Annotated in this window: 15 protein-coding genes, 2 tRNA genes and 1 pseudogene; 8 read left to right on the top strand and 10 right to left on the bottom strand. The window is 34.8% G+C overall.

Annotated elements, in window-relative coordinates; all coding sequences use genetic code 11:
• The first annotated feature begins 30 nt into the window (after positions 1–30).
• Entirely contained in the window at positions 31–942 is a 912-nt protein-coding gene (locus ACMHJ2_RS05900) for a DMT family transporter (RefSeq protein WP_413512033.1), read from the top strand.
• Here ACMHJ2_RS05900 and ACMHJ2_RS05895 read toward each other — a convergent pair.
• Positions 939–2,408 carry a lipopolysaccharide biosynthesis protein gene (locus ACMHJ2_RS05895; RefSeq protein ID WP_413512032.1) on the bottom strand — a complete coding sequence of 490 codons (1,470 nt, stop codon included), beginning with the start codon at positions 2,406–2,408 and terminating at the stop codon, positions 939–941. The genes ACMHJ2_RS05900 and ACMHJ2_RS05895 overlap by 4 nt on opposite strands.
• A 132-nt stretch (positions 2,409–2,540) precedes the next feature.
• Between ACMHJ2_RS05895 and ACMHJ2_RS05890 the strand changes: the two genes are divergently transcribed.
• The 4 genes from ACMHJ2_RS05890 (at position 2,541) to ACMHJ2_RS05875 (ending at position 5,863) form a co-directional block, all read left to right on the top strand.
• Positions 2,541–3,395 carry a glycosyltransferase family 2 protein gene (locus tag ACMHJ2_RS05890; RefSeq protein ID WP_413512031.1) on the top strand — a complete coding sequence of 285 codons (855 nt, stop codon included), beginning with the start codon at positions 2,541–2,543 and terminating at the stop codon, positions 3,393–3,395.
• Between the two features lie 253 nt (positions 3,396–3,648).
• Positions 3,649–4,395 carry an MlaE family ABC transporter permease gene (locus tag ACMHJ2_RS05885; protein ID WP_413512030.1) on the top strand — a complete coding sequence of 249 codons (747 nt, stop codon included), beginning with the start codon at positions 3,649–3,651 and terminating at the stop codon, positions 4,393–4,395.
• A gap of 4 nt (positions 4,396–4,399) precedes the next feature.
• Positions 4,400–5,173: an ABC transporter ATP-binding protein gene (locus ACMHJ2_RS05880; protein ID WP_413512029.1), complete on the top strand. Its 774-nt coding sequence runs from the start codon at positions 4,400–4,402 to the stop codon at positions 5,171–5,173.
• Between the two features lie 105 nt (positions 5,174–5,278).
• Positions 5,279–5,863: a hypothetical protein gene (locus ACMHJ2_RS05875; RefSeq protein WP_413512028.1), complete on the top strand. Its 585-nt coding sequence runs from the start codon at positions 5,279–5,281 to the stop codon at positions 5,861–5,863.
• A gap of 301 nt (positions 5,864–6,164) precedes the next feature.
• On the opposite strand, the gene ACMHJ2_RS05870 is transcribed toward ACMHJ2_RS05875, so the two are convergent.
• The 6 genes and pseudogenes from ACMHJ2_RS05870 to ACMHJ2_RS05845 all read right to left on the bottom strand — a co-directional run bounded on the left by ACMHJ2_RS05870 (position 6,165) and on the right by ACMHJ2_RS05845 (position 13,773).
• Positions 6,165–8,195 (bottom strand): M3 family metallopeptidase, encoded by a 2,031-nt coding sequence (locus ACMHJ2_RS05870; RefSeq protein WP_413512027.1) that lies wholly within the window; start codon positions 8,193–8,195, stop codon positions 6,165–6,167.
• A 151-nt stretch (positions 8,196–8,346) separates the two neighbouring features.
• A pseudogene (gene secA, locus ACMHJ2_RS05865) lies at positions 8,347–11,430 on the bottom strand (preprotein translocase subunit SecA); the annotation flags it as partial.
• Between the two features lie 77 nt (positions 11,431–11,507).
• Complete coding sequence (locus ACMHJ2_RS05860; protein ID WP_002986941.1) at positions 11,508–11,729, bottom strand: DUF2795 domain-containing protein; 222 nt, start codon at positions 11,727–11,729, stop codon at positions 11,508–11,510.
• Positions 11,730–11,850: 121 nt separating this feature from the next.
• Entirely contained in the window at positions 11,851–12,426 is a 576-nt protein-coding gene (locus ACMHJ2_RS05855) for a cob(I)yrinic acid a,c-diamide adenosyltransferase (protein ID WP_413512026.1), read from the bottom strand.
• 70 nt (positions 12,427–12,496) lie between these two features.
• A complete protein-coding gene (locus ACMHJ2_RS05850; protein ID WP_413512025.1) occupies positions 12,497–13,189 on the bottom strand; it encodes an ABC transporter ATP-binding protein in 693 nt (230 codons plus the stop codon).
• A gap of 44 nt (positions 13,190–13,233) precedes the next feature.
• Positions 13,234–13,773, bottom strand: a complete 540-nt coding sequence (locus ACMHJ2_RS05845; protein ID WP_413512024.1) for a hypothetical protein — start codon at positions 13,771–13,773, stop codon at positions 13,234–13,236.
• 319 nt (positions 13,774–14,092) lie between these two features.
• Between ACMHJ2_RS05845 and ACMHJ2_RS05840 the strand changes: the two genes are divergently transcribed.
• From ACMHJ2_RS05840 to ACMHJ2_RS05830, 3 genes are all read left to right on the top strand, one after another.
• Complete coding sequence (locus ACMHJ2_RS05840; protein WP_413512023.1) at positions 14,093–14,683, top strand: TetR/AcrR family transcriptional regulator; 591 nt, start codon at positions 14,093–14,095, stop codon at positions 14,681–14,683.
• 76 nt (positions 14,684–14,759) lie between these two features.
• Entirely contained in the window at positions 14,760–15,854 is a 1,095-nt protein-coding gene (locus tag ACMHJ2_RS05835) for an alkene reductase (protein WP_413512022.1), read from the top strand.
• A 131-nt stretch (positions 15,855–15,985) separates the two neighbouring features.
• Positions 15,986–16,684, top strand: coding sequence for an SDR family oxidoreductase (locus tag ACMHJ2_RS05830; protein ID WP_413512021.1), 699 nt, complete (start codon positions 15,986–15,988; stop codon positions 16,682–16,684).
• 189 nt (positions 16,685–16,873) lie between these two features.
• Here the strand turns inward: ACMHJ2_RS05830 and ACMHJ2_RS05825 are convergent.
• From ACMHJ2_RS05825 to ACMHJ2_RS05815, 3 genes are all read right to left on the bottom strand, one after another.
• Positions 16,874–16,947 (bottom strand) — tRNA-Arg (locus ACMHJ2_RS05825).
• Positions 16,948–17,624: 677 nt separating this feature from the next.
• Positions 17,625–17,698, bottom strand: a tRNA-Arg gene (locus ACMHJ2_RS05820).
• A gap of 321 nt (positions 17,699–18,019) precedes the next feature.
• Complete coding sequence (locus ACMHJ2_RS05815) at positions 18,020–18,868, bottom strand: hypothetical protein (protein ID WP_413512020.1); 849 nt, start codon at positions 18,866–18,868, stop codon at positions 18,020–18,022.
• Positions 18,869–19,368: the final 500 nt, after the last annotated feature.

The raw sequence follows: 19,368 nt of genomic DNA, 5'->3' as shown, positions 1-19,368 counted from the left end.
ATATCACATAAATAATTTGTATTGCCTATTATGGGACTAAACACTAAGTTTCTAGGTTTTTCAGCGGCTATTTTTGCCGCAGCACTTTGGGGAGTATCGGGCGCATTTGCTCAGTTCTTATTCATCGAAAAAAACTTCAATGCCGAATGGCTTGTAACGGTTCGCTTACTTATATCTGGCTCTATTATGCTTGGTCTAGGTATTCTAAAAAAAGACAAGGATATTTGGCTCATCTGGAAAAATAAAAAGTATGCGATACAATTAGTTGTTTTTAGTTTTTTGGGTATGCTAATGGTTCAATACTCTTATTTTATAACTATTTTTCATTCTAATGCAGCAACAGCAACAGTTCTTCAATATATTGGCCCTGTGTTCATCGCAATCTACTTAGCTATTCGATTGAAAAAATGGCCCAAACCGATTGAAATAGCAGCGATTGCTTTAGCCATGTTAGGTACCTTCCTCTTAGTTACTCATGGAGATATTAACAACCTGGCAATCTCACCTACTGCATTTATTTGGGGGATTATATCTGCGGTAGCCTTAGCTTCTTATACGATTCTACCTGTACATCTATTGAAAACGTATAGCCCGATTGTAATTATAGGGTGGAGTATGCTTATTGCGGGGGTTGGGATGTCTATACTTAATCCTCCTACAAGCCTTGTTGGAATATGGGATATGGAAACGTTCTGGGCAGTAGCCTTTATCATCTTATTTGGTACCCTAATTTCTTTCTATATTTTCTTAAATGCAATCAATACCATTGGTCCACAACGTGCAAGTTTACTTGCGTGTGCTGAACCTTTAGCGGCCACGCTAATTGCCGTTTTATACTTTGGGGTAAAATTTGAACTTCTCGATTGGTTAGGAAGCAGCTGTATTATTGTAACTATTCTGCTATTAACCAAAATAAAGAAAAAGGAAATTCCTGAAAATTAAGGCCAATAGCGCTTAAGTAAGGCTAGAGATCGCAGCTGAATTAACAGGACCCAAGGCGTCTTAAAAACTAAAAAAAGTCCACAGATCAAAATAAATCCAACACGTAGGCATAGTGTAATAAAATAGTTTTGATTAATAATAGGAATGTAAAAACCGATGCCTAAAATCAAAAGCATACATAAAAATAGTTTGCCAAATTGCACATCAAAAGGCCATAATTTCATTTTTAAATAAATGTAAATTACCTTGCCTAAATTGAATAAGGTCAAACTAATAAGTGAGGCTAATCCCACACCCAAAATCCCATAGGTAGTTTGAGTTAAAAACCATAAGTTCATGCCTATGTTCAGCACCATTAAAAAGAGAATTGAGATCAGGTTAAATCGGTAGTACTTAGAATAGGAGATAATTTCGGAATTAAATCCTGTTGACATATTAATTACTACATTCACCCCTAGTAAGTAAATAATTGGAATAGAAGGCGCTAACTTGTCATACGTGGGTAATACGCGAAACAAAGGATCAATACCTACTGCTACACAAGAAAACAAGAGCATTCCGATAAAAAACATAACCCGAGCCACTTCTTTGTATTTTTCATTTAATTGTCTTAAATGGGCATTTTTAATCAAATCAGAGATAATAGGTGCATATAAAGCAAATACTCCTGTAGCAGGAATCGCTAAGGTAGAAGCTAAAGTAACCCCAATATTATACGTCCCATTGGCCTCGTACGAGATAAAATAAGGAATCATCAAAGAATCTACGCGAAAGGCAAAAAAAGAACCAAAACTACCTGCAAAAGCAAAAAGACTATAGGCATAATACTCCCTTTTCTTTACTTTATTAAATAAATCAGTGTAATTTCTTTGGAACTTATACGGATATAATTTATAAATATAAATTCCTATAACCGTTGTTATCAGTCCATAGCTAATAATGTATAGCCCTAGACCTTGATCAATGGTAGTAGTTGTATAAAGTGCTAATAAAAAAATACCAGGCAATGCGATTTTGGGAATAATCTTTTCAAAAAAAGTAGGGAAAGATATTTTCTGCAAATTAGTAGCTTGTCTGCGAAACAATTCAATATAAGCCATGGCTAGAGCCAATGGAAAAGCATAAGCTACGTATTTAAAAGATTCATCCTGATAAAAAAAGCGCAAAACTAAAAGAGATAAACCGACCCAACCTGCCAATTTAGCTAAGGATATTAAACTATAACTAAATAATTTATGTTGCAATTTTTCCGTTAGTTTTGGATAAAAGTTAATCAAAGCATGTGTACTTCCCAATACAATAATAGGATACATGATTTGAGCACAAGCATCTACAAAGCGAATAATACCCAACATTTCCTTATCTTGAGGATAAATCAAAACCGTTGAAATAACACCAATCAATACACCTAAATAATTAATTAGTGTAAATAAAAATGCCTGTTTGGTTGAAATACCGTTACCCATTGAACCTAATTCGTTTATTCGTCATTACAAATATACTTGCTATTCAATGCTTAACTACATTTTTTTATAATTTTGTGCAGTAGATTAGGTAAAACTTACTTTTTTGAATATCCATACACCAAAATAACTACTATGAAGTATATTGTCATTATACCGGCTTACAATGAAGCCTCTTATATCGAAAAAACTTTAAGTAGTTTAGCACAGCAAACCGTACTTCCAGAATGGGTAATGGTTGTCAATGACAATTCAACAGATCAAACGGCAGCAATCGTTGAATCTTTCACCTCATTATACCCCTGGTTACACCTTATTACTAAATCTTCCCCAGCGATTCACCTCCCAGGCAGTAAAGTCATCCAGGCTTTTAATTATGGGCTCTCTCATTTGCCGACTACAATTACCTATGATTTCCTTGTAAAATTAGATGCAGATTTAATTTTACCAGAGAATTATTTTGCAAGTATAGCCAGAGAATTTGAACAAAATTCCCGTTTAGGCATGGTGGGAGGCATTGCATTAATTGAAAAAGACAACCTTTGGGTAGTTGAAAACCTAACCGACAAAGACCACATCCGAGGCGCATTTAAAGCCTACCGCAAAGCCTGTTTTATACAAATTGGGGGACTCAAACCTGCCATGGGATGGGACACGGTGGATGAATTACTGTGTAGATACTATAACTGGGAAATTCTTGTTCGAACAAATCTTCAAGTCAAACATTTGAAACCAACAGGCGCTAGCTACGATAAAACAGCTCGCTATAAACAAGGAGAAGCCTTTTATCGCTTGCATTACGGCCTACTTATTACCTTAATTGCTAGTTTGAAATTAGCCTCAAGGAAAGGAAAACCTAGACTGTTTGTAGATTATATCAACGGATATTTTAAAGCAAAATCCCGCAAAGAACCGTATTTAGTTAACGCAGAGCAAGCGAAGTTTATTCGAAACTATCGTTGGACAAAAATAAAAGCCAAACTATTTTAAGCTCAATTTTTACAACAAGTAGAACTTAGTTTTAAATGAACGGCTTATCTAAAACCAAATTTCCCTTTTTTGATTGCAAATAAATTGACCTTGAATTAAATCTGTTTTTTTATAAAAACGAAAGGACAAATCCCAAAAAAGGAAAGAAAAATAAAATGACGCAGTACGTTTTAAACAGACTCAACTTATATTTTTGAATTTATAAACCTAAAAAATCATTTGTAATTGGTAATTTAGCCGATATTTATTTTTTATGATAAAAACTGGATTAACAAATATTGGTCAATACTTTATTATGCTAAAAGAAATTTTTAGCAAAATGACTAAATGGAAAGTAATGAAGGAGCTAATCTTTAAAGAAATAGACGATTTAATTATTGGTTCCTTAGGTATTGTTTGTTTTTTATCTTTTTTCGTTGGAGGAGTTGTTGCCATTCAAACAGCCTTAAACTTAACGAATCCATTGATTCCAAAATACCTAATTGGATTTGCAACAAGACAATCGGTTATCTTAGAATTTGCTCCCACTTTCATCTCCATCATTATGGCGGGAAAAATGGGTTCTTTTATTACATCTAGTATTGGAACAATGCGAGTTACCGAACAAATTGACGCGTTAGAAGTCATGGGTGTTAGTTCATTAAACTATCTCGTTTTTCCTAAAATGGTTGCTGTTTTACTTTATCCTTTTGTGATTGGCATCAGTATGTTTTTAGGTATTTTAGGGGGATGGTTTGGTGGTGTAATGGGGAATTTTGTAACTTCTGAACAATTTATTACAGGATTGCAAGATACTTTTATTCCCTTCCACATAACCTATGCCTTTATAAAAACTACGCTTTTTGGATTTTTACTAGCTACTATTCCATCGTACTTTGGCTACTACATGAAAGGTGGTGCATTAGAAGTGGGGAAAGCGAGTACGACGGCTTTCGTTTGGACCAGTGTTGCGATTATCCTAACCAACTATATATTAACCTCTCTCCTTTTAAGTAATTAGCAAGATGATTGAAGTAACAAACATAGAAAAGGCTTTTAACGGCACAAAGGTTTTAAAGGGAATAACCACGACGTTTGAAACAGGAAAAACCAATCTAATTATAGGGCAAAGTGGATCGGGAAAAACCGTATTCTTAAAAACTCTTTTGGGAATTCACGCCCATGACAAGGGGGAGATTCTTTTTGATGGACGAGATTATGCAGCCATGAATAAAAATCAGCGCCGCGATTTGCGTACCGAAATAGGTATGGTATTTCAAGGTAGTGCACTTTTTGATTCCATGACTGTAGAAGAAAATATTGCTTTTCCCTTGCGTATGTTTACCAATAAAAGTGATAAGGAAATCAAACACCGTGTGAATGAAGTAATCGATCGCGTGAAGCTCATCGATGCCAATAAGAAAAAACCTTCTGAAATATCTGGAGGGATGCAAAAAAGGGTTGCCATTGCACGTGCTATTGTCAACAATCCTAAATACCTATTTTGTGATGAGCCCAATTCCGGTTTAGATCCAAAAACAGCTATTGTTATTGACAACTTGATTCAAGAAATCACCCATGAATACGACATTACCACGATAATTAATACACACGATATGAACTCAGTATTGGAAATTGGAGAACATATTATCTTCTTGAAAAATGGTGTTTTAGCTTGGTCTGGAAACAATAAAGAAATTATTCACACCGACAATGAAGATGTGGTAGATTTCGTTTATTCTTCTGAATTATTTCAAATGGTTCGAGACGCAATGCGACACCTTGGGTCAAATAAATAAAAGACAAACTACTATAAATAGGAAACCGAAGTAAAATTTACTTCGGTTTTTTTATTGAATTATTTTATCAATTTGTGATTTATTTTATTTTTGTAAAGAAAAAACATGCGTAAAACAAAGATCGCGTTGAGCTTACTTTTGGTAATTGGTATAGGATGTACTTCTAAAAAGGAACCCGTAGAGGAACAATCCGCTACACAACATTCAGTTATAGATCAAAATCCAACAATTACAACTCCTCACATAAAAGAGAATCAAGATCAGTTAAAATTAATTGGTACATCTCCAGCGCTTTATGCACAATCCGAAGAAAAAATCTTAAACATGCTAAATGAACAAGATCAAGTAAGACTTCAAAAAGCCATACAAATTGTCTCCAATTACGTAGCAGAAACTATCGATATTTATACGAAAGACGACGAGATTGATCACGAAAAATGGAATTTAGCTTATTGTAAAAAAATTGATGGATTAACTTTTGAGGGTATTATTGCACTCGCGGAAGAAATTTTGAAAGATTCAAAAAAGAAAAGTCAGCATACAATTAAAGAAGAAATAGCCAATTTAAAGGATAATTCTATAGAAAATCAAGAAGAATCCTTGTCTTTTTGGCTTGAAGAGCTAAAGAAAGCAAATAATTTACCTGTAACAATTGATACATATCTCTACTCAGAAGAATGTTTTCTTTAGAAAAAAAAGTGTTTTCACGTTTTTTTTATATGAATTCCACAAGAATAGAAAGATTCATATTCAAAATTAATATATTTTTCACCCCCTATTTGTTAATTAATTAATTTTTAACTATATTTGAATTGTAATTTTTCCTTAAAAAGGCAATTAGCTCGTTAAAACAATAGGTAATTTAGTTTTAAAACTGAGTACAAAATTTAAATAAAATCCTTTATAGGATTCAAAATAAGTTGAAAAAAGAAAAGTGATGTTGTTAAGTGTAAAAAAAGAGTTCTAAACTAGTTTAGAACTCTTTTTACTTTTATGCCAATAAGCCTGCTCTTCGAAGCAGTGCATCGGGTGTAGGTTCTTGCCCTCTAAATTTTTTATACAAGGTCATGGGATGATCCGTACCTCCTTGCGATAAAATACACTCCTTAAAGGCATCCGCGACTTCTTTATTGAAAATCCCCTTTTCTTGAAAATAAGCAAAAGCATCCGCATCAAGTACCTCTGCCCATTTGTAGCTGTAGTAGCCCGAGGCGTATCCGCCTTGAAAAATGTGAGAAAAGGAAGTACTCATAGCATTCTCACGGACATCTGGATAGTGTTGCGTGGCTTGAAACTGTGCAGACTCAAAATCCTTTAAATTAGTAATTAAAGAAGGATCCTGGCCATGCCATGCCATATCCAACATACCGAAACTCAATTGACGTACGGTCGCCATTCCCTCTAGAAAACTTGAGCTTTCTTTAATTTTTTCTACAAACTCCATCGGAATTCCCTCTCCGGTTTGATAGTGCTTTGCAAATAGCGCTAACGCTTCTTTTTCATAACACCAATTTTCAAAAATTTGACTCGGCAATTCTACGAAATCCCAATATACATTAGTTCCAGATAAGGAAGGATACGTCGTATTGGCTAACATACCATGCAATGCATGTCCAAACTCATGAAATAAGGTTGTAACCTCATTAAAAGTCAATAGAGACGGTTTGGTTGCCGTTGGTTTAGTAAAATTACATACAATTGAGATATGAGGTCTTTCATTAACTCCATTCACCTTATACTGATTTTTAAAAGAAGTCATCCAAGCTCCATTTCTCTTCCCTTTACGCGGGAAAAAATCGGTATAAAATACGGCTATAAATTCGCCAGCTGTGGTAGAAACTTCAAAAGTACGAACCTCCTCTTGGTATTTTTCAATATCAAATACTTCGGTAAAAACCAAATCATATAATTTATAGGCTACTTGAAAAGCGCCTTCCAGTACCTTCTCTAATTGAAAATAGGGTTTTAAAATTTCATCGTCTAAATTGAAGCGTTCTTGTTTTAATTTTTCTGCATAATAACTACCATCCCATTTTTCTAAATGGTCTAATCCATCTATTTTTTTAGCAAATGCGGTTAATTCTTCAAACTCTCTATCTGCCGCTGGTTTAGCCTTTACTAATAAATCATGTAAAAAAGTATTCACTTGATCCGGAGCTTGAGCCATGCGCTCTTCTAAAACAAAATGAGCATGGGTTGAATAGCCTAAAATATTGGCGCGTTCATGTCTCAACTGAGCAATCTTTAAAACATTTGCTTCATTGTTGTATTCGTTTGCTTTAAAAGCTTTAGCTCCTGCAGCAATCGCTAATTCTTTACGCAAAGTTCTATTTTCTGCATAAGTCATAAATGGAAGATAGCTTGGATGATCTAAAGTGAAAATCCACCCTGCTTTATCCTCTTGTTGAGCCAAGGCTCTGGCCTCTTCAATAGCGCCTTCCGGCAATCCTTTTAAATCCTCCTCTTGTGTAAGATGCAATTGATATTGATGCGTTTCAGCCAATACATTTTCTCCAAATTTTAAAGAAGTAGTCGCTAATTCAGCATCGATTGCTCTTACTCTATTCTTTTGTTCTTCTGAAAGCAATGCTCCATTGCGCACAAAGTTTTTATAATTCTTAGTTAGCAACGTTTGCTGTTCTACCGACAAATTTAATTGGCTTTCTTGTTCATAAACCGCTTTCACACGTAGAAATAACGTTTCGTTCAACAAAATATCATTACCTAGTGCTGAAAGCAAAGGAGCTACCTCTTGTGCAATCTGTTGCATTTCATCATTGGTTTCTGCTGAATTGAGATTAAAAAAAATACTTGCTAAAATATCCAAATCCATTCCAGAAAAAGCCAAGGCTTCTATTGTATTTTCAAAAGTTGGAAATGCGGCACTCCCCGCAATAGCCTCAATTTCTGCTTTGGATTGAGCAATTGCTTGATCAAAGGCAGGTTTATAATCTACAATTTTTATTTGAGAGAAAGGTGCAGTACCGTGTTTTGTTGTAAATGCTTGGCCAAAAACAGTCATAGTTCTTTAAGTTTTATTTGATATATAAAAATACGAATTTATTGAGCGAATGAAAAAAGGAAATGAAGTCTTAACATCCTATTAGCCTAAAAAAGGGCTCCTATTTCTAAGAGCCCTTTGGGTTGTATTAATTTAGCTAAAATTAAGCTTCTATTTCTTGTGCTGTTTGAACTGGTAAATCAGCTTTAGTCAAGAAAGACGTTACTTCTGAATCCATTTCAGCGATTGTTTTCTTAAACAATTCAAACGCTTCAAACTTATAGATTAACAACGGATCTTTTTGCTCGTGAACGGCTAATTGAACCGATTGTTTTAATTCATCCATTTTTCTAAGGTGTTTCTTCCACGCCTCATCTAAAATTGACAAAGTAACATTCTTTTCAAAATCGTCAATCAAACTCATTCCTCCAGTTTGATACGCTGATTCTAAGTTTGTAACCACATTCATCGTTTTCATACCATCCGTAAATGGAACTACAATACGCTCAAAGTTATTATCCTGGTTCTCGTAAACATTTTTGATTACCTTGAAGGCCTCATTCGCACTGCGTTGGCATTTTTCGCGGTAAGCGGTGAATGCTTTTTCATAGAGTCGATTCGCCAAGGTAACAACATCCTCTTTATTGAATTGATCTTCGGTTACCACATCATTGATACCAAAGTTGCGAATCATATCCAAATCCAGATTTTTGAAATCGTTTGCCAATTTATTGTTTTCGCTAATGCGTTCACATAAATCATACATCATATTAGCGATATCCACTTTCAAACGATCGCCAAATAAAGCGTGTTTTCTACGTTTGTATATTACTTCACGTTGTGCATTCATCACGTCATCATATTCTAATAAACGCTTACGAATACCAAAGTTATTTTCTTCTACTTTTTTCTGTGCTCTTTCGATTGATTTTGTCATCATAGAGTGTTGAATCACTTCGCCCTCTTCTAATCCCATTCGGTCCATAATCTTCGCTACACGCTCTGATCCGAACAAACGCATTAAGTTATCCTCTAAAGATACATAAAATTGAGAACTACCTGGATCTCCTTGACGACCCGCACGACCTCTTAACTGACGGTCTACACGTCTAGAATCGTGACGTTCTGTACCGATGATTGCCAATCCCCCTTTTTCTTTAACTTCTTGAGAAAGCTTAATATCGGTACCACGACCTGCCATATTGGTTGCAATAGTAACAACGCCCGGTTTTCCTGCTTCTTCAACAATTTGAGCCTCTTGTTTATGCAACTTCGCATTCAATACATTGTGTTGAATACCGCGCATTTTTAAAGATCTACTCAATAATTCAGATATCTCAACGGATGTTGTACCGATTAACACTGGACGTCCTGCTTGTGACAAATCTACAACATCATCAATAACCGCTTTGTATTTCTCACGTACTGAACGGAAAATCTTATCTTCTTTATCTTTACGTGAAATTCCTCTGTTTGTAGGAATCTCAACTACATCCAATTTATAGATTTGCAAGAACTCACCTGCTTCTGTTACTGCAGTACCAGTCATACCTCCTAATTTCTTGTACATACGGAAGTAATTCTGTAGGGTAATTGTTGCAAACGTTTGGGTAGCAGCTTCAATTTTTACATTTTCTTTCGCTTCAATCGCCTGGTGTAATCCGTCAGAATAGCGACGCCCATCCATGATACGACCCGTTTGCTCATCCACGATTAAAATCTTATTGTCAATTACCACGTATTCCGTATCTTTTTCAAATACAGTATACGCTTTTAACAATTGATTCAACGTGTGAATACGTTCACTTTTTACACCAAAATCTTGGAACAATCTCTCTTTAGCGATTGCTTCCTCTTCTCTTGATAAGTTTTGACTCTCAATACGAGCTACTTCTGTTCCAATATCCGGTAAAACAAAGAAATTTTCATCTGTATCTTGCGATAAGTATTTAATTCCGTTATCCGTTAATTGAACTTGATTATTTTTTTCTTCAATAACAAAGTACAAAGCTTCATCCACTTTATGCATTTCTCTGTTATTGTCTTGCATATAGTGATTTTCTGTTTTTTGAAGCAATTGTTTTACCCCTTCTTCACTCAAGAATTTGATAAGAGCTTTATTTTTAGGTAAGCTTCGGTAGGCTCTTAATAACAAGAATCCACCTTCTTTTGTATTTCCTTCTCTAATTAATTTTCTAGCCTCTGACAAGAAATTATTGGCCAACTTGCGTTGTATCTCAACTAGGTTTGAAACCTTTGGTTTTAATTCATTAAACTCATGACGATCTCCTTGTGGAACTGGTCCCGAAATAATCAATGGCGTTCTTGCATCATCCACTAATACTGAATCGACCTCATCGACAATCGCATAATTGTGAACTCTTTGAACCAATTCTTCAGGCGTATGTGCCATATTATCTCTCAAATAATCGAAGCCAAATTCGTTATTTGTTCCATAGGTAATATCCGCAATATAAGCTGCTCTTCTTCCTGGAGAGTTTGGTTGATGGTTGTCAATACAATCTACGGTCATCCCGTGAAACTCAAACAAAGGTGCTTTCCACTGACTATCCCTTTTAGCAAGGTAATCATTCACAGTAACTAAGTGCACCCCATTTCCTGTTAAAGCATTTAAATAAAGGGGTAAAGTAGCCACTAAAGTCTTCCCTTCCCCAGTTTGCATCTCTGCAATTTTTCCTTGGTGCAATACAATCCCTCCGATTAACTGAACATCGTAGTGAATCATATCCCAGGTAACTTCCTTACCAGCAGCGGACCATTTATTTGCCCAATTTGCTTTTCCATCAACAAGGGTTACATACGGCTTGTTTTGAGCAAACTCCATATCCTTTTCAGAAGCAGTAACAACTACAGTATCGTTGTCTTTAAATCGTTTTGCGGTTTCTTTTACCACTGCAAATGCTTCTGGTAAAATATCCAACAACACTTTTTCCGTATTGTCATACGCTTCTTTCTCTAAACTATCAATACTCGCGTAAATAGCTTCTCTTTTATCGATATCTTGAGTCTTCTCAATCTCTTCTTTATAAGAAGCAATCTTCGCATCTTGATCTGCTCTAGACTGTTGAATTTTTTCTTTGAAATAAATGGTCTTCGCTCTTAATTCATCATTTGATAAATTAGATAAAGAAGACTCATACGTTTTAATTTTTTCAATTAAAGGTTTGATTTCTTTGATATCTCGTTCTGATTTATCGCCAACAAAAACCTTCAATATGGTATTTATAAGACTCATACGTTTATATATTTTTTACTCTTTTCTCACTTGCTAAAATAAACAAAAAAAAGCCTTAAAGAAGGCTTTTTTCTATATTAATATTCATCCTCGTTCCAAAGATAATCTTCGTCCGTTGGATAATCTGGCCATATCTCTTCCATAGATTCATAGATTTCTCCTTCATCTTCGATGGATTGTAAGTTTTCTACTACTTCAAGTGGCGCACCTGTTCTAATAGCGTAATCTATCAACTCATCTTTAGTAGCAGGCCATGGAGCATCGCTTAAATAAGATGCCAATTCTAATGTCCAATACATCTCTTAACCTTTTTTAAATTTATTGCAAAAATAAATTTTATTATGAAATAAGCAAGCTATTTTTATAATATTTCACTAATATTAAAGAACGTCCTACTTATTCACGACAAAATAACGGGTTTTATTTCAACTTTTCAGGTATCCACTTAATCTCTTCCGCTTGTAAATCAAAAGTCAACTTTCGTGCCAACACAAATAAAAAGTCAGAAAGTCGGTTCAAGTACATCAAAACTTCTGCCTCGACAGGCTCCTCTTCATTTAATTGGACTGACAAACGCTCTGCCCTACGACAAACGCACCTTGCAATATGACAGAATGACACCGTTGTATGTCCACCTGGTAAAATAAAATGGGTCATCGCAGGTAACAATTTGTCCATGCGATCTATTTCACTTTCTAAAAATTCAAGGGTATCCAGAGTAATTTTAGGAATATTTAAGCGTTCTTTTCCGTTTTTCAGCAAGGCTTTTTGAGGGTCTGTTGCCAAAATTGCACCGACTGTAAAAAGATCGTGCTGAATCACAACTAGGGCTTGTTTCTCTAAAACTGGAATTTCCTGATCGCGAATCATTCCGATATAGGCATTCAATTCATCTACTGTTCCGTAAGATTCTATTCGAATATGGTGTTTAGACACACGAGTACCTCCAAATAAAGCGGTGGTTCCTTGATCTCCTGTTTTTGTATATATCTTCATAACTTGTTTTAGATTCTTGTACCTTCTTTCCAAAAGAAAACTACAATACTTTGAGCAAAATAAAACCTCTTTATTTTATTCGCTGGTCACTCTCGATGATCCCATCGCGCAATCGAATAATACGATGTGCATGTTCGGCAATATCTTCTTCGTGTGTGACAAGAATTACTGTATTGCCTTTGCGGTGAATTTCATCAAATAGCCCCATAATTTCGATTGAAGTTTTGGTATCCAAATTTCCTGTAGGTTCATCCGCTAAGATAATAGAGGGGTTATTAACTAAAGCACGTGCTACTGCCACACGCTGCCTCTGTCCTCCCGACAACTGATTTGGGTGATGATCCATACGATCTCCTAAGCCTACCATATGTAATACTTCTGAAGCACGTTGATTGCGATCCTCTTTAGACCTTCCTGCGTATATCATCGGCAAAGCTACATTGTCTAAAGCGGTGGTACGTGGCATAAGGTTAAAAGTTTGAAATACAAAACCAATGTCTTTATTTCGAATTTCTGCCAATTGATCATCATTTAAACGACTGACATCCTTGTTATTTAAGCTATAATAGCCTGAGGTTGGTGTATCCAAACAACCTAAGATATTCATCAATGTTGATTTTCCTGATCCCGAGGGTCCCATTAAAGCGACATAATCTCCCTTTTTAATTTGAAGATTTACCCCTTTCAAAACCTTTACGGTTTCGGATCCCATTTTAAAATCGCGCTTAATATCTTTAATATCAATGATTAATTCTTTAGACATAGCCTTATATTTTCTTTCTTATAAGTAGGTAAAAAACTATTTTGTTACACGCGAAGCAAACGAAAAACCGTATCAGGATATAAACGAAGTTTAAAATGCTGTTTCAATTGTTCTTTTCGCTTAAAAGCCACACCAAAATAATAGAAATCTAAAGTTACAACCATTTCTGAGGATGCAACAACTTCTTGCCAATATTTTTCTATCCTCTGATTTTTCTCTCTTCGATCGATAATCCAAACGGAGTTATTGTGCATGGTTTGAGCCACTGCTCTTACAGTAGGCATCACAGCCGATGACTCTATCTGAAAAAGAATAAAATCATAAGGAGTCGTTGTATTTTCTCCATATGGAATAATGGGTATTTGAACTAATTCCGCTGTTGGTTCCTTCCCCTCCCAAGTTGCGATTTGTTGAGGTGAAAAATAAACAAGCATTCGGTCAATAAATTGATTTTTTCTTGCTTTGCCTTTCCAACGCGAATCATAAGAGTAAAGTCCCTTAGTCAGTAAATTAAAAACAAAAGGCGAATGAATCCCGTGTTCATTAAAAGCAGTAAACCAAAATTTGAGATAATCAAAAAGCATCGAAATAACGGGTTGTTGTTTAAAGGCACAAAAATAAGGTAATTCACCTTGTTAAACTACATAAAATACAATTTACCCTAGTTCCATTTGATGTTCTTCTCTTTTATTTTAACCCTTTTCAAGTCAACAAGATTAATTTTACAGCATACCCTATAGAGCCTTTTTCTACCTACAAGCCTTTAGAATTTAATTCAAGTACTCACCTTACTTTGTATACGCTGCTTTAAAAATTACACAAAGCCCCCCTGTCATAAAATTTATTTAAATATTACTTTAAAAATATACTTTTTAGTATATTTGTAGTGTCAATTATCAGCCTATGTTAACCAAAGCAGAAAGAACCAAACAATTTATATTAGATACAGCCGCTCCCTTGTACAACCAAAAAGGTATTTCGGGCGTAAATGTGGATGATGTTCTTGCAGCAACCAAACTAACTAAAGGATGTCTTTACAGTCATTTTGAAAATAAGGAGGACTTAACGGAGCAGGTTATTGATTTACTATTGAAACGAGTAACTGAAAAACTAAAAGCAGAGATTTCAAAAGGAAAAACAGCAAAATCTAAAATTTTTCATCTCTTAGATTTTCACAAAAATCCAATAGAAACGTTTGTATCTGGTGGATGCCCCATTTTTAATACTGCTGTTGATGCCGACGATAATCACCCCTTACTCAAAGAAAAAGTAGCTGCTGTTTTTAGAGCTGGGCAAGAGAACCTTGTAAATATTTTAAAAGAAGGAATACAAGCTGGAGAATTTACCGATAAGCTAGATCCTATTGTTTTTGCCTTTAAACTAATTGCCTGTCTTGAAGGTGGAATGGTCATGTGTAGAGTAATGAATACCACCAAACCTATGCACAACTTAATAAAGAGCTTAAAATTAGAATTAGAACAATACGCACTCTAATTTTTTACAAAAAATAGACTAAAAAGTATATTATCACTTAAAAATAGACCAAAAAGTATAATTTAAAATAATTCTCATGAAAAATACTAAAATTTTCGAACCCTATCTATTGGGCAACTTAGAATTAGCCAATCGCATTGTCATGGCTCCAATGACAAGAAGCCGCTCCAACAATTTGGAAAATGCCGCAACAGCACTGACCGCACTTTATTATAGACAACGAGCCACAGCAGGGCTTATCATTACGGAAGGAACATTTATAAGCAAAGAAGCCGTTGGTGTAGTAAATGTACCTGGAATCTATTCTGAACAGCAAATTGAAGGTTGGAGATTAGCAACGGAAGCTGTTCATGAAGAAGGCGGAAAAATATTCGCTCAACTTTGGCATACAGGAGCTTATTCTCATCCCGATTTACACGAGGGAAAAAAACCGTTAGCGCCTTCGAATATCAACCCCAATCAGTCCGTTTTTACTGCAGCCGGATTTAAGCCGTCCGAAGAGCCACAACCGATGACCCTTGCAGACATAAAACAAACTATACAAGATTTTAAAAAGGCCGCAATCAATGCTTTCAAAGCAGGATTTGATGGTGTAGAACTACATGCTGCTAATGGTTATTTGTTACAGCAATTTTTTAGTAAAAATTCAAATAACCGTACCGATGAATATGGAGGTTCTATAGAAAATCGAGCTAGAATTTTATTTGAAATTTTAGATGAATTAAAGACGGTGGTTGACCTCCCTCGTGTGGGTATTCGTCTAAACCCATCGCTTCATGGTATAATGGGAATCGAAGTTGATGCAGAAACTATCGAGCTCTACAACTATATCACAAATCGATTAAATACGTATGAATTGGCCTACATTCACCTGATTGAGCCTTTTACCGATGTTTCTACAAATCCATATGCGATTCAAGAAGTTGCAGGTCATTTCAGAAAAATTTACAAGGGAACGATTATTATCAACCGCGCATTTACAAAAGAAACTGCTAATGCAGTCCTAATTAATGGGGATGCAGATCTTGTTTCTTTTGGTGTGCCTTTTATCGCAAATCCAGATTTGGTTGAAAGATTTAAAATAGACGCTCCTTTGAATGAACCCGACAAAAATACGTTCTACACCGCTACAAAAGAAGGGTATACGGATTATCCGACGTTAAAAAAGTAATACAATTAGGGCGACCGGGCGGGCTTTCCACTCTATCTTTTGTTGCGCTAAAGCTCCACAAAAGGATGTCGTTGCAATCCCTGTCGCAAACCAAAATTAGTTGTCCCAAAAAGAACTTAAAGAATTAAAAAATGAAAACAACAGGAAATACTGTATTTATAAGCGGTGGTAGTGCCGGAATCGGCTTGGCCCTTGCCAAAAAACTAAATGCTGAAGGCAATAAAATCATCATCAACGGTCGCAACGAAGAAAGGCTACAAAAGGCCTTAAAAGAATTAAATAACGCTTCAGCTATTCAAGGGGATTTAGCTATTGAAGCAGATAGAATTCGCATGGCAGAAGAATTAAAAACCCAATACCCCGACGTTAATATTATATTTAATAATGCCGGCGCCGCATTTGGCTATTTATTGAGTGATACAACCAATGCGCACGAAAAAGCGGTTGCAGAAATGAATACCAATTATTTTTCAATTATTCACTTTACCGAATTATTGCTCCCTCATTTGCTACAAAAAGAAGAGGCTGCAATTGCCAATGTATCTTCCATCGCCGTTTTCAGAAGTCATAAATTCCTACCCACTTATAGCGCAAGCAAAGCAGCTTTACACAGCTATACGACAGCGTTGAGACAAACCTATGAAGAGGTGAGAAATATCGAGATCTATGAAATTTACCCTCCTCTAGTAAATACCGAATTCTCAGCAGAAATCGGTGGGGAAAATGGAATTCCTCCTTCCGAAGTTGCCAACGAATTTTTTACTGCCTTAGGAAAAAAACAGTTTGATGTTCCAGTTGGGGATGCTAAACAGTTTTTTCCGAGCCTTTAAAAGCGTAAATTCTACCTGCAATTAAAAAAGGGATTATAGTAGGGAGTTACTAAATGAATGAAGAGTATACGTCTCATGTAGTCCATAACTTTTACATCTGCCCCACCTTTTGGTAATCAATCCTTGCTTCTTTATTACCGAAAAATAAGTAAATAAAAAAATCCCATACAAATGTATGGGATTTTTTTGTGACGATGGCAGGATTCAAACCTGCAACCTTCTGAGCCGTAATCAGATGCGCTATTCAGTTGCGCCACATCGCCTTGTTTTAGTAACCACTGCAAGATTTTAATCGAAACAAGTGATAAACACCAACTGCATAGCAATTCTCTTGTTTAACTGGGTGCAAATATAGCTAAATATACATAAATACCAAAATTATATTACAATTTTTATCCATTCACAAACCTATTTCAACCGTAACAACTAGCTTTCAAGCACTTAAAATAGTAAAAAAACTCAAAGGAAAGCTTTGCTTTTATTTCTCCTCTTTTATATGAATCCAAAGTAAAAGCAGAGAAATAAGAATAATGGATGCGATCCTTTTCCTTCCTTTCATTCAGGTTTAGTAATTAAAAACACTTTTTTTTAAGGCTGATTATGGAATGCATACCAAGCAAACCCTGTACCATACTGACGAAGGAAGTATTGCATCGGTTATTCAACATTTGTACTTGATGTGTCTAAAGGGGTAAAAAATATCAAATTATTTCTATACATTGACCTAACTTTTGTCTAGCAATCGGATAAGTAGAAGATGACATAAGGGATGCGACCTCTCCTACGTCGAGGTGACATACGAACCGGAAAAGTGACTCCAAAAAAAAATACTTTTTCTATAATCCACAACTTTTACACTTGATCCCTTATGAGCTCAATCTCTATTACCTGAAAAATATAGAAATAAAAAATCCCATACAAATGTATGGGATTTTTTTTGTGACGATGGCAGGATTCAAACCTGCAACCTTCTGAGCCGTAATCAGATGCGCTATTCAGTTGCGCCACATCGCCTTGTTTTTAATTTTTATAACTCCTAATGTGTTGAACACAGAGCCTCAATTACTTATTGAGAGTGCAAATATAAGGTGTTATTTGGTAAAACCAAACTAGAAGAAGGAAAAAATAGATATTTTTTTTGAGCTATTTATTAATTAATTAACTGAGAGAGGCTTAGCGTAAAAGTTTTTTTTATTTTTTTCTTATGAATCAAAGTACATAGTATAATCTATATATATATAAAGTTTCTAGCCAGTATACTTATAAGTTTTTATCTTCTACTTCAATCTAGACATAAAAAAGTTCATCATAAGATGAACTTTTTTTATATTTCTTTTATTCAATACTTATTTCAATCACATGAACATCAGTACCACCAAGAATTAAAGCAACTTCTGACACCAACATTTGTTCCCCATAATATGACATTGTTCCAACAGGTATACGAGTGATTTCACCGATGTTAATTATATGACGACTCTCATTACGCGCTACAGGATCATATCCCCCGCTCAACCCAGTTGTATTTTCAGTATTAGCATAAAGGAAATTGGTCTTAAACAAAGGCATATACATAAAGTTAGTAGCTGCAGCAACATTTGAAAGATTTGAAACATCACCACAAGGAACATTCAATGCAGGCGGAAGAGGACGATGATAATTATGCCATGCTATTGTATGAGTTGGAGAACAAAATGGAAAATCAAATCTATTATTTATTTGTTGTAACGCAAATGAATGATTAGGAGTAATGCGTATATAATCAGTAATATGTAAATAGTCAAACATTGTATTTGTATCAGTCACTACAGCAATTAAGGCTGGAATCTGCAAATCATACTGTGTATTATTGATAATTTCAATAGATCTAGCTATTCCCATTTTCCCAGAAGAAGACACTGAATTCATTTCATAATAATTAGCAAAAGCCATCCCTACTGTTTCCTCTTTATTTAACGGAGGAGCTATACCTAAAGCTTTCAAGTAATTATAAGCGTATTGATATAATTTCTCTACAAATTCTTCTTTTGTCATAGAATCTTTACCAAACATATACATGCGATAATTTTTTTCAAAATCTAATCGTGCTTGCCCTACATCTGCAACTAAAATTGTATTGACACTCGAATTATCTTTTTTAGCATTTGATTCATTAACCGAATCACTACTACAACTAAATAGCATCAACGACACTATTAATACTAACATTTTTTTCATAAAATTAAAATTTAATTGGTTAATTAAACTTAATAAAAAAAACAATGTTAAAAAATTTATAAAATACCTTTAACAAATCATACAGTTAAACTATATAAAAAAGCATCACTCATTTTTTTCTATAAAAACAGATATTGTCTACTCATTTACGTGCATACTCATCCATTAAAATGTACAAAAACTACACATTATACTAAAATAAAAGCATCACCTAACCTATCTATTTGATTTTCATTAACTTAAAACTAGAGGTTTATTTCATCTTATCTCACTATTTAAAAATTTACAAAAAAGCTAACTAATCAATTACATATCGTATAGGGAAGTATCCTTATGCAAATTTGTATTTAAAAAGCTTATTGGAAAGAGAATTAACTATTGATTCTTTCTTACTGATAAGCTTTTTTTTATTAGCTTAAATGGAAGAATCTAATACTGTACATTACTTAAAAATGAAAATTAAACTA

The sequence above is a fragment of the Myroides odoratus genome (genome assembly GCF_965118575.1).
GTDB classification, from domain to species: Bacteria; Bacteroidota; Bacteroidia; order Flavobacteriales; family Flavobacteriaceae; genus Flavobacterium; species Flavobacterium odoratum_B.
This window is presented reverse-complemented; position numbering and strand designations above follow the sequence as displayed.

Bases quoted from the DNA above. Each gene is read 5' to 3' on its own strand.
- ACMHJ2_RS05835 (WP_413512022.1), top strand. From the start codon at position 14,760: ATGAAAAATACTAAAATTTTCGAACCCTATCTATTGGGCAACTTAGAA.
- ACMHJ2_RS05890 (WP_413512031.1), top strand. From the start codon at position 2,541: ATGAAGTATATTGTCATTATACCGGCTTACAATGAAGCCTCTTATATC.
- ACMHJ2_RS05860 (WP_002986941.1), bottom strand. From the start codon at position 11,729: ATGTATTGGACATTAGAATTGGCATCTTATTTAAGCGATGCTCCATGG.
- ACMHJ2_RS05855 (WP_413512026.1), bottom strand. From the start codon at position 12,426: ATGAAGATATATACAAAAACAGGAGATCAAGGAACCACCGCTTTATTT.
- ACMHJ2_RS05900 (WP_413512033.1), top strand. From the start codon at position 31: ATGGGACTAAACACTAAGTTTCTAGGTTTTTCAGCGGCTATTTTTGCC.
- ACMHJ2_RS05880 (WP_413512029.1), top strand. From the start codon at position 4,400: ATGATTGAAGTAACAAACATAGAAAAGGCTTTTAACGGCACAAAGGTT.
- ACMHJ2_RS05885 (WP_413512030.1), top strand. From the start codon at position 3,649: ATGATAAAAACTGGATTAACAAATATTGGTCAATACTTTATTATGCTA.
- ACMHJ2_RS05830 (WP_413512021.1), top strand. From the start codon at position 15,986: ATGAAAACAACAGGAAATACTGTATTTATAAGCGGTGGTAGTGCCGGA.
- ACMHJ2_RS05840 (WP_413512023.1), top strand. From the start codon at position 14,093: ATGTTAACCAAAGCAGAAAGAACCAAACAATTTATATTAGATACAGCC.
- ACMHJ2_RS05845 (WP_413512024.1), bottom strand. From the start codon at position 13,773: ATGCTTTTTGATTATCTCAAATTTTGGTTTACTGCTTTTAATGAACAC.
- ACMHJ2_RS05870 (WP_413512027.1), bottom strand. From the start codon at position 8,195: ATGACTGTTTTTGGCCAAGCATTTACAACAAAACACGGTACTGCACCT.
- ACMHJ2_RS05895 (WP_413512032.1), bottom strand. From the start codon at position 2,408: ATGGGTAACGGTATTTCAACCAAACAGGCATTTTTATTTACACTAATT.
- ACMHJ2_RS05875 (WP_413512028.1), top strand. From the start codon at position 5,279: ATGCGTAAAACAAAGATCGCGTTGAGCTTACTTTTGGTAATTGGTATA.
- ACMHJ2_RS05815 (WP_413512020.1), bottom strand. From the start codon at position 18,868: ATGCTATTTAGTTGTAGTAGTGATTCGGTTAATGAATCAAATGCTAAA.
- ACMHJ2_RS05850 (WP_413512025.1), bottom strand. From the start codon at position 13,189: ATGTCTAAAGAATTAATCATTGATATTAAAGATATTAAGCGCGATTTT.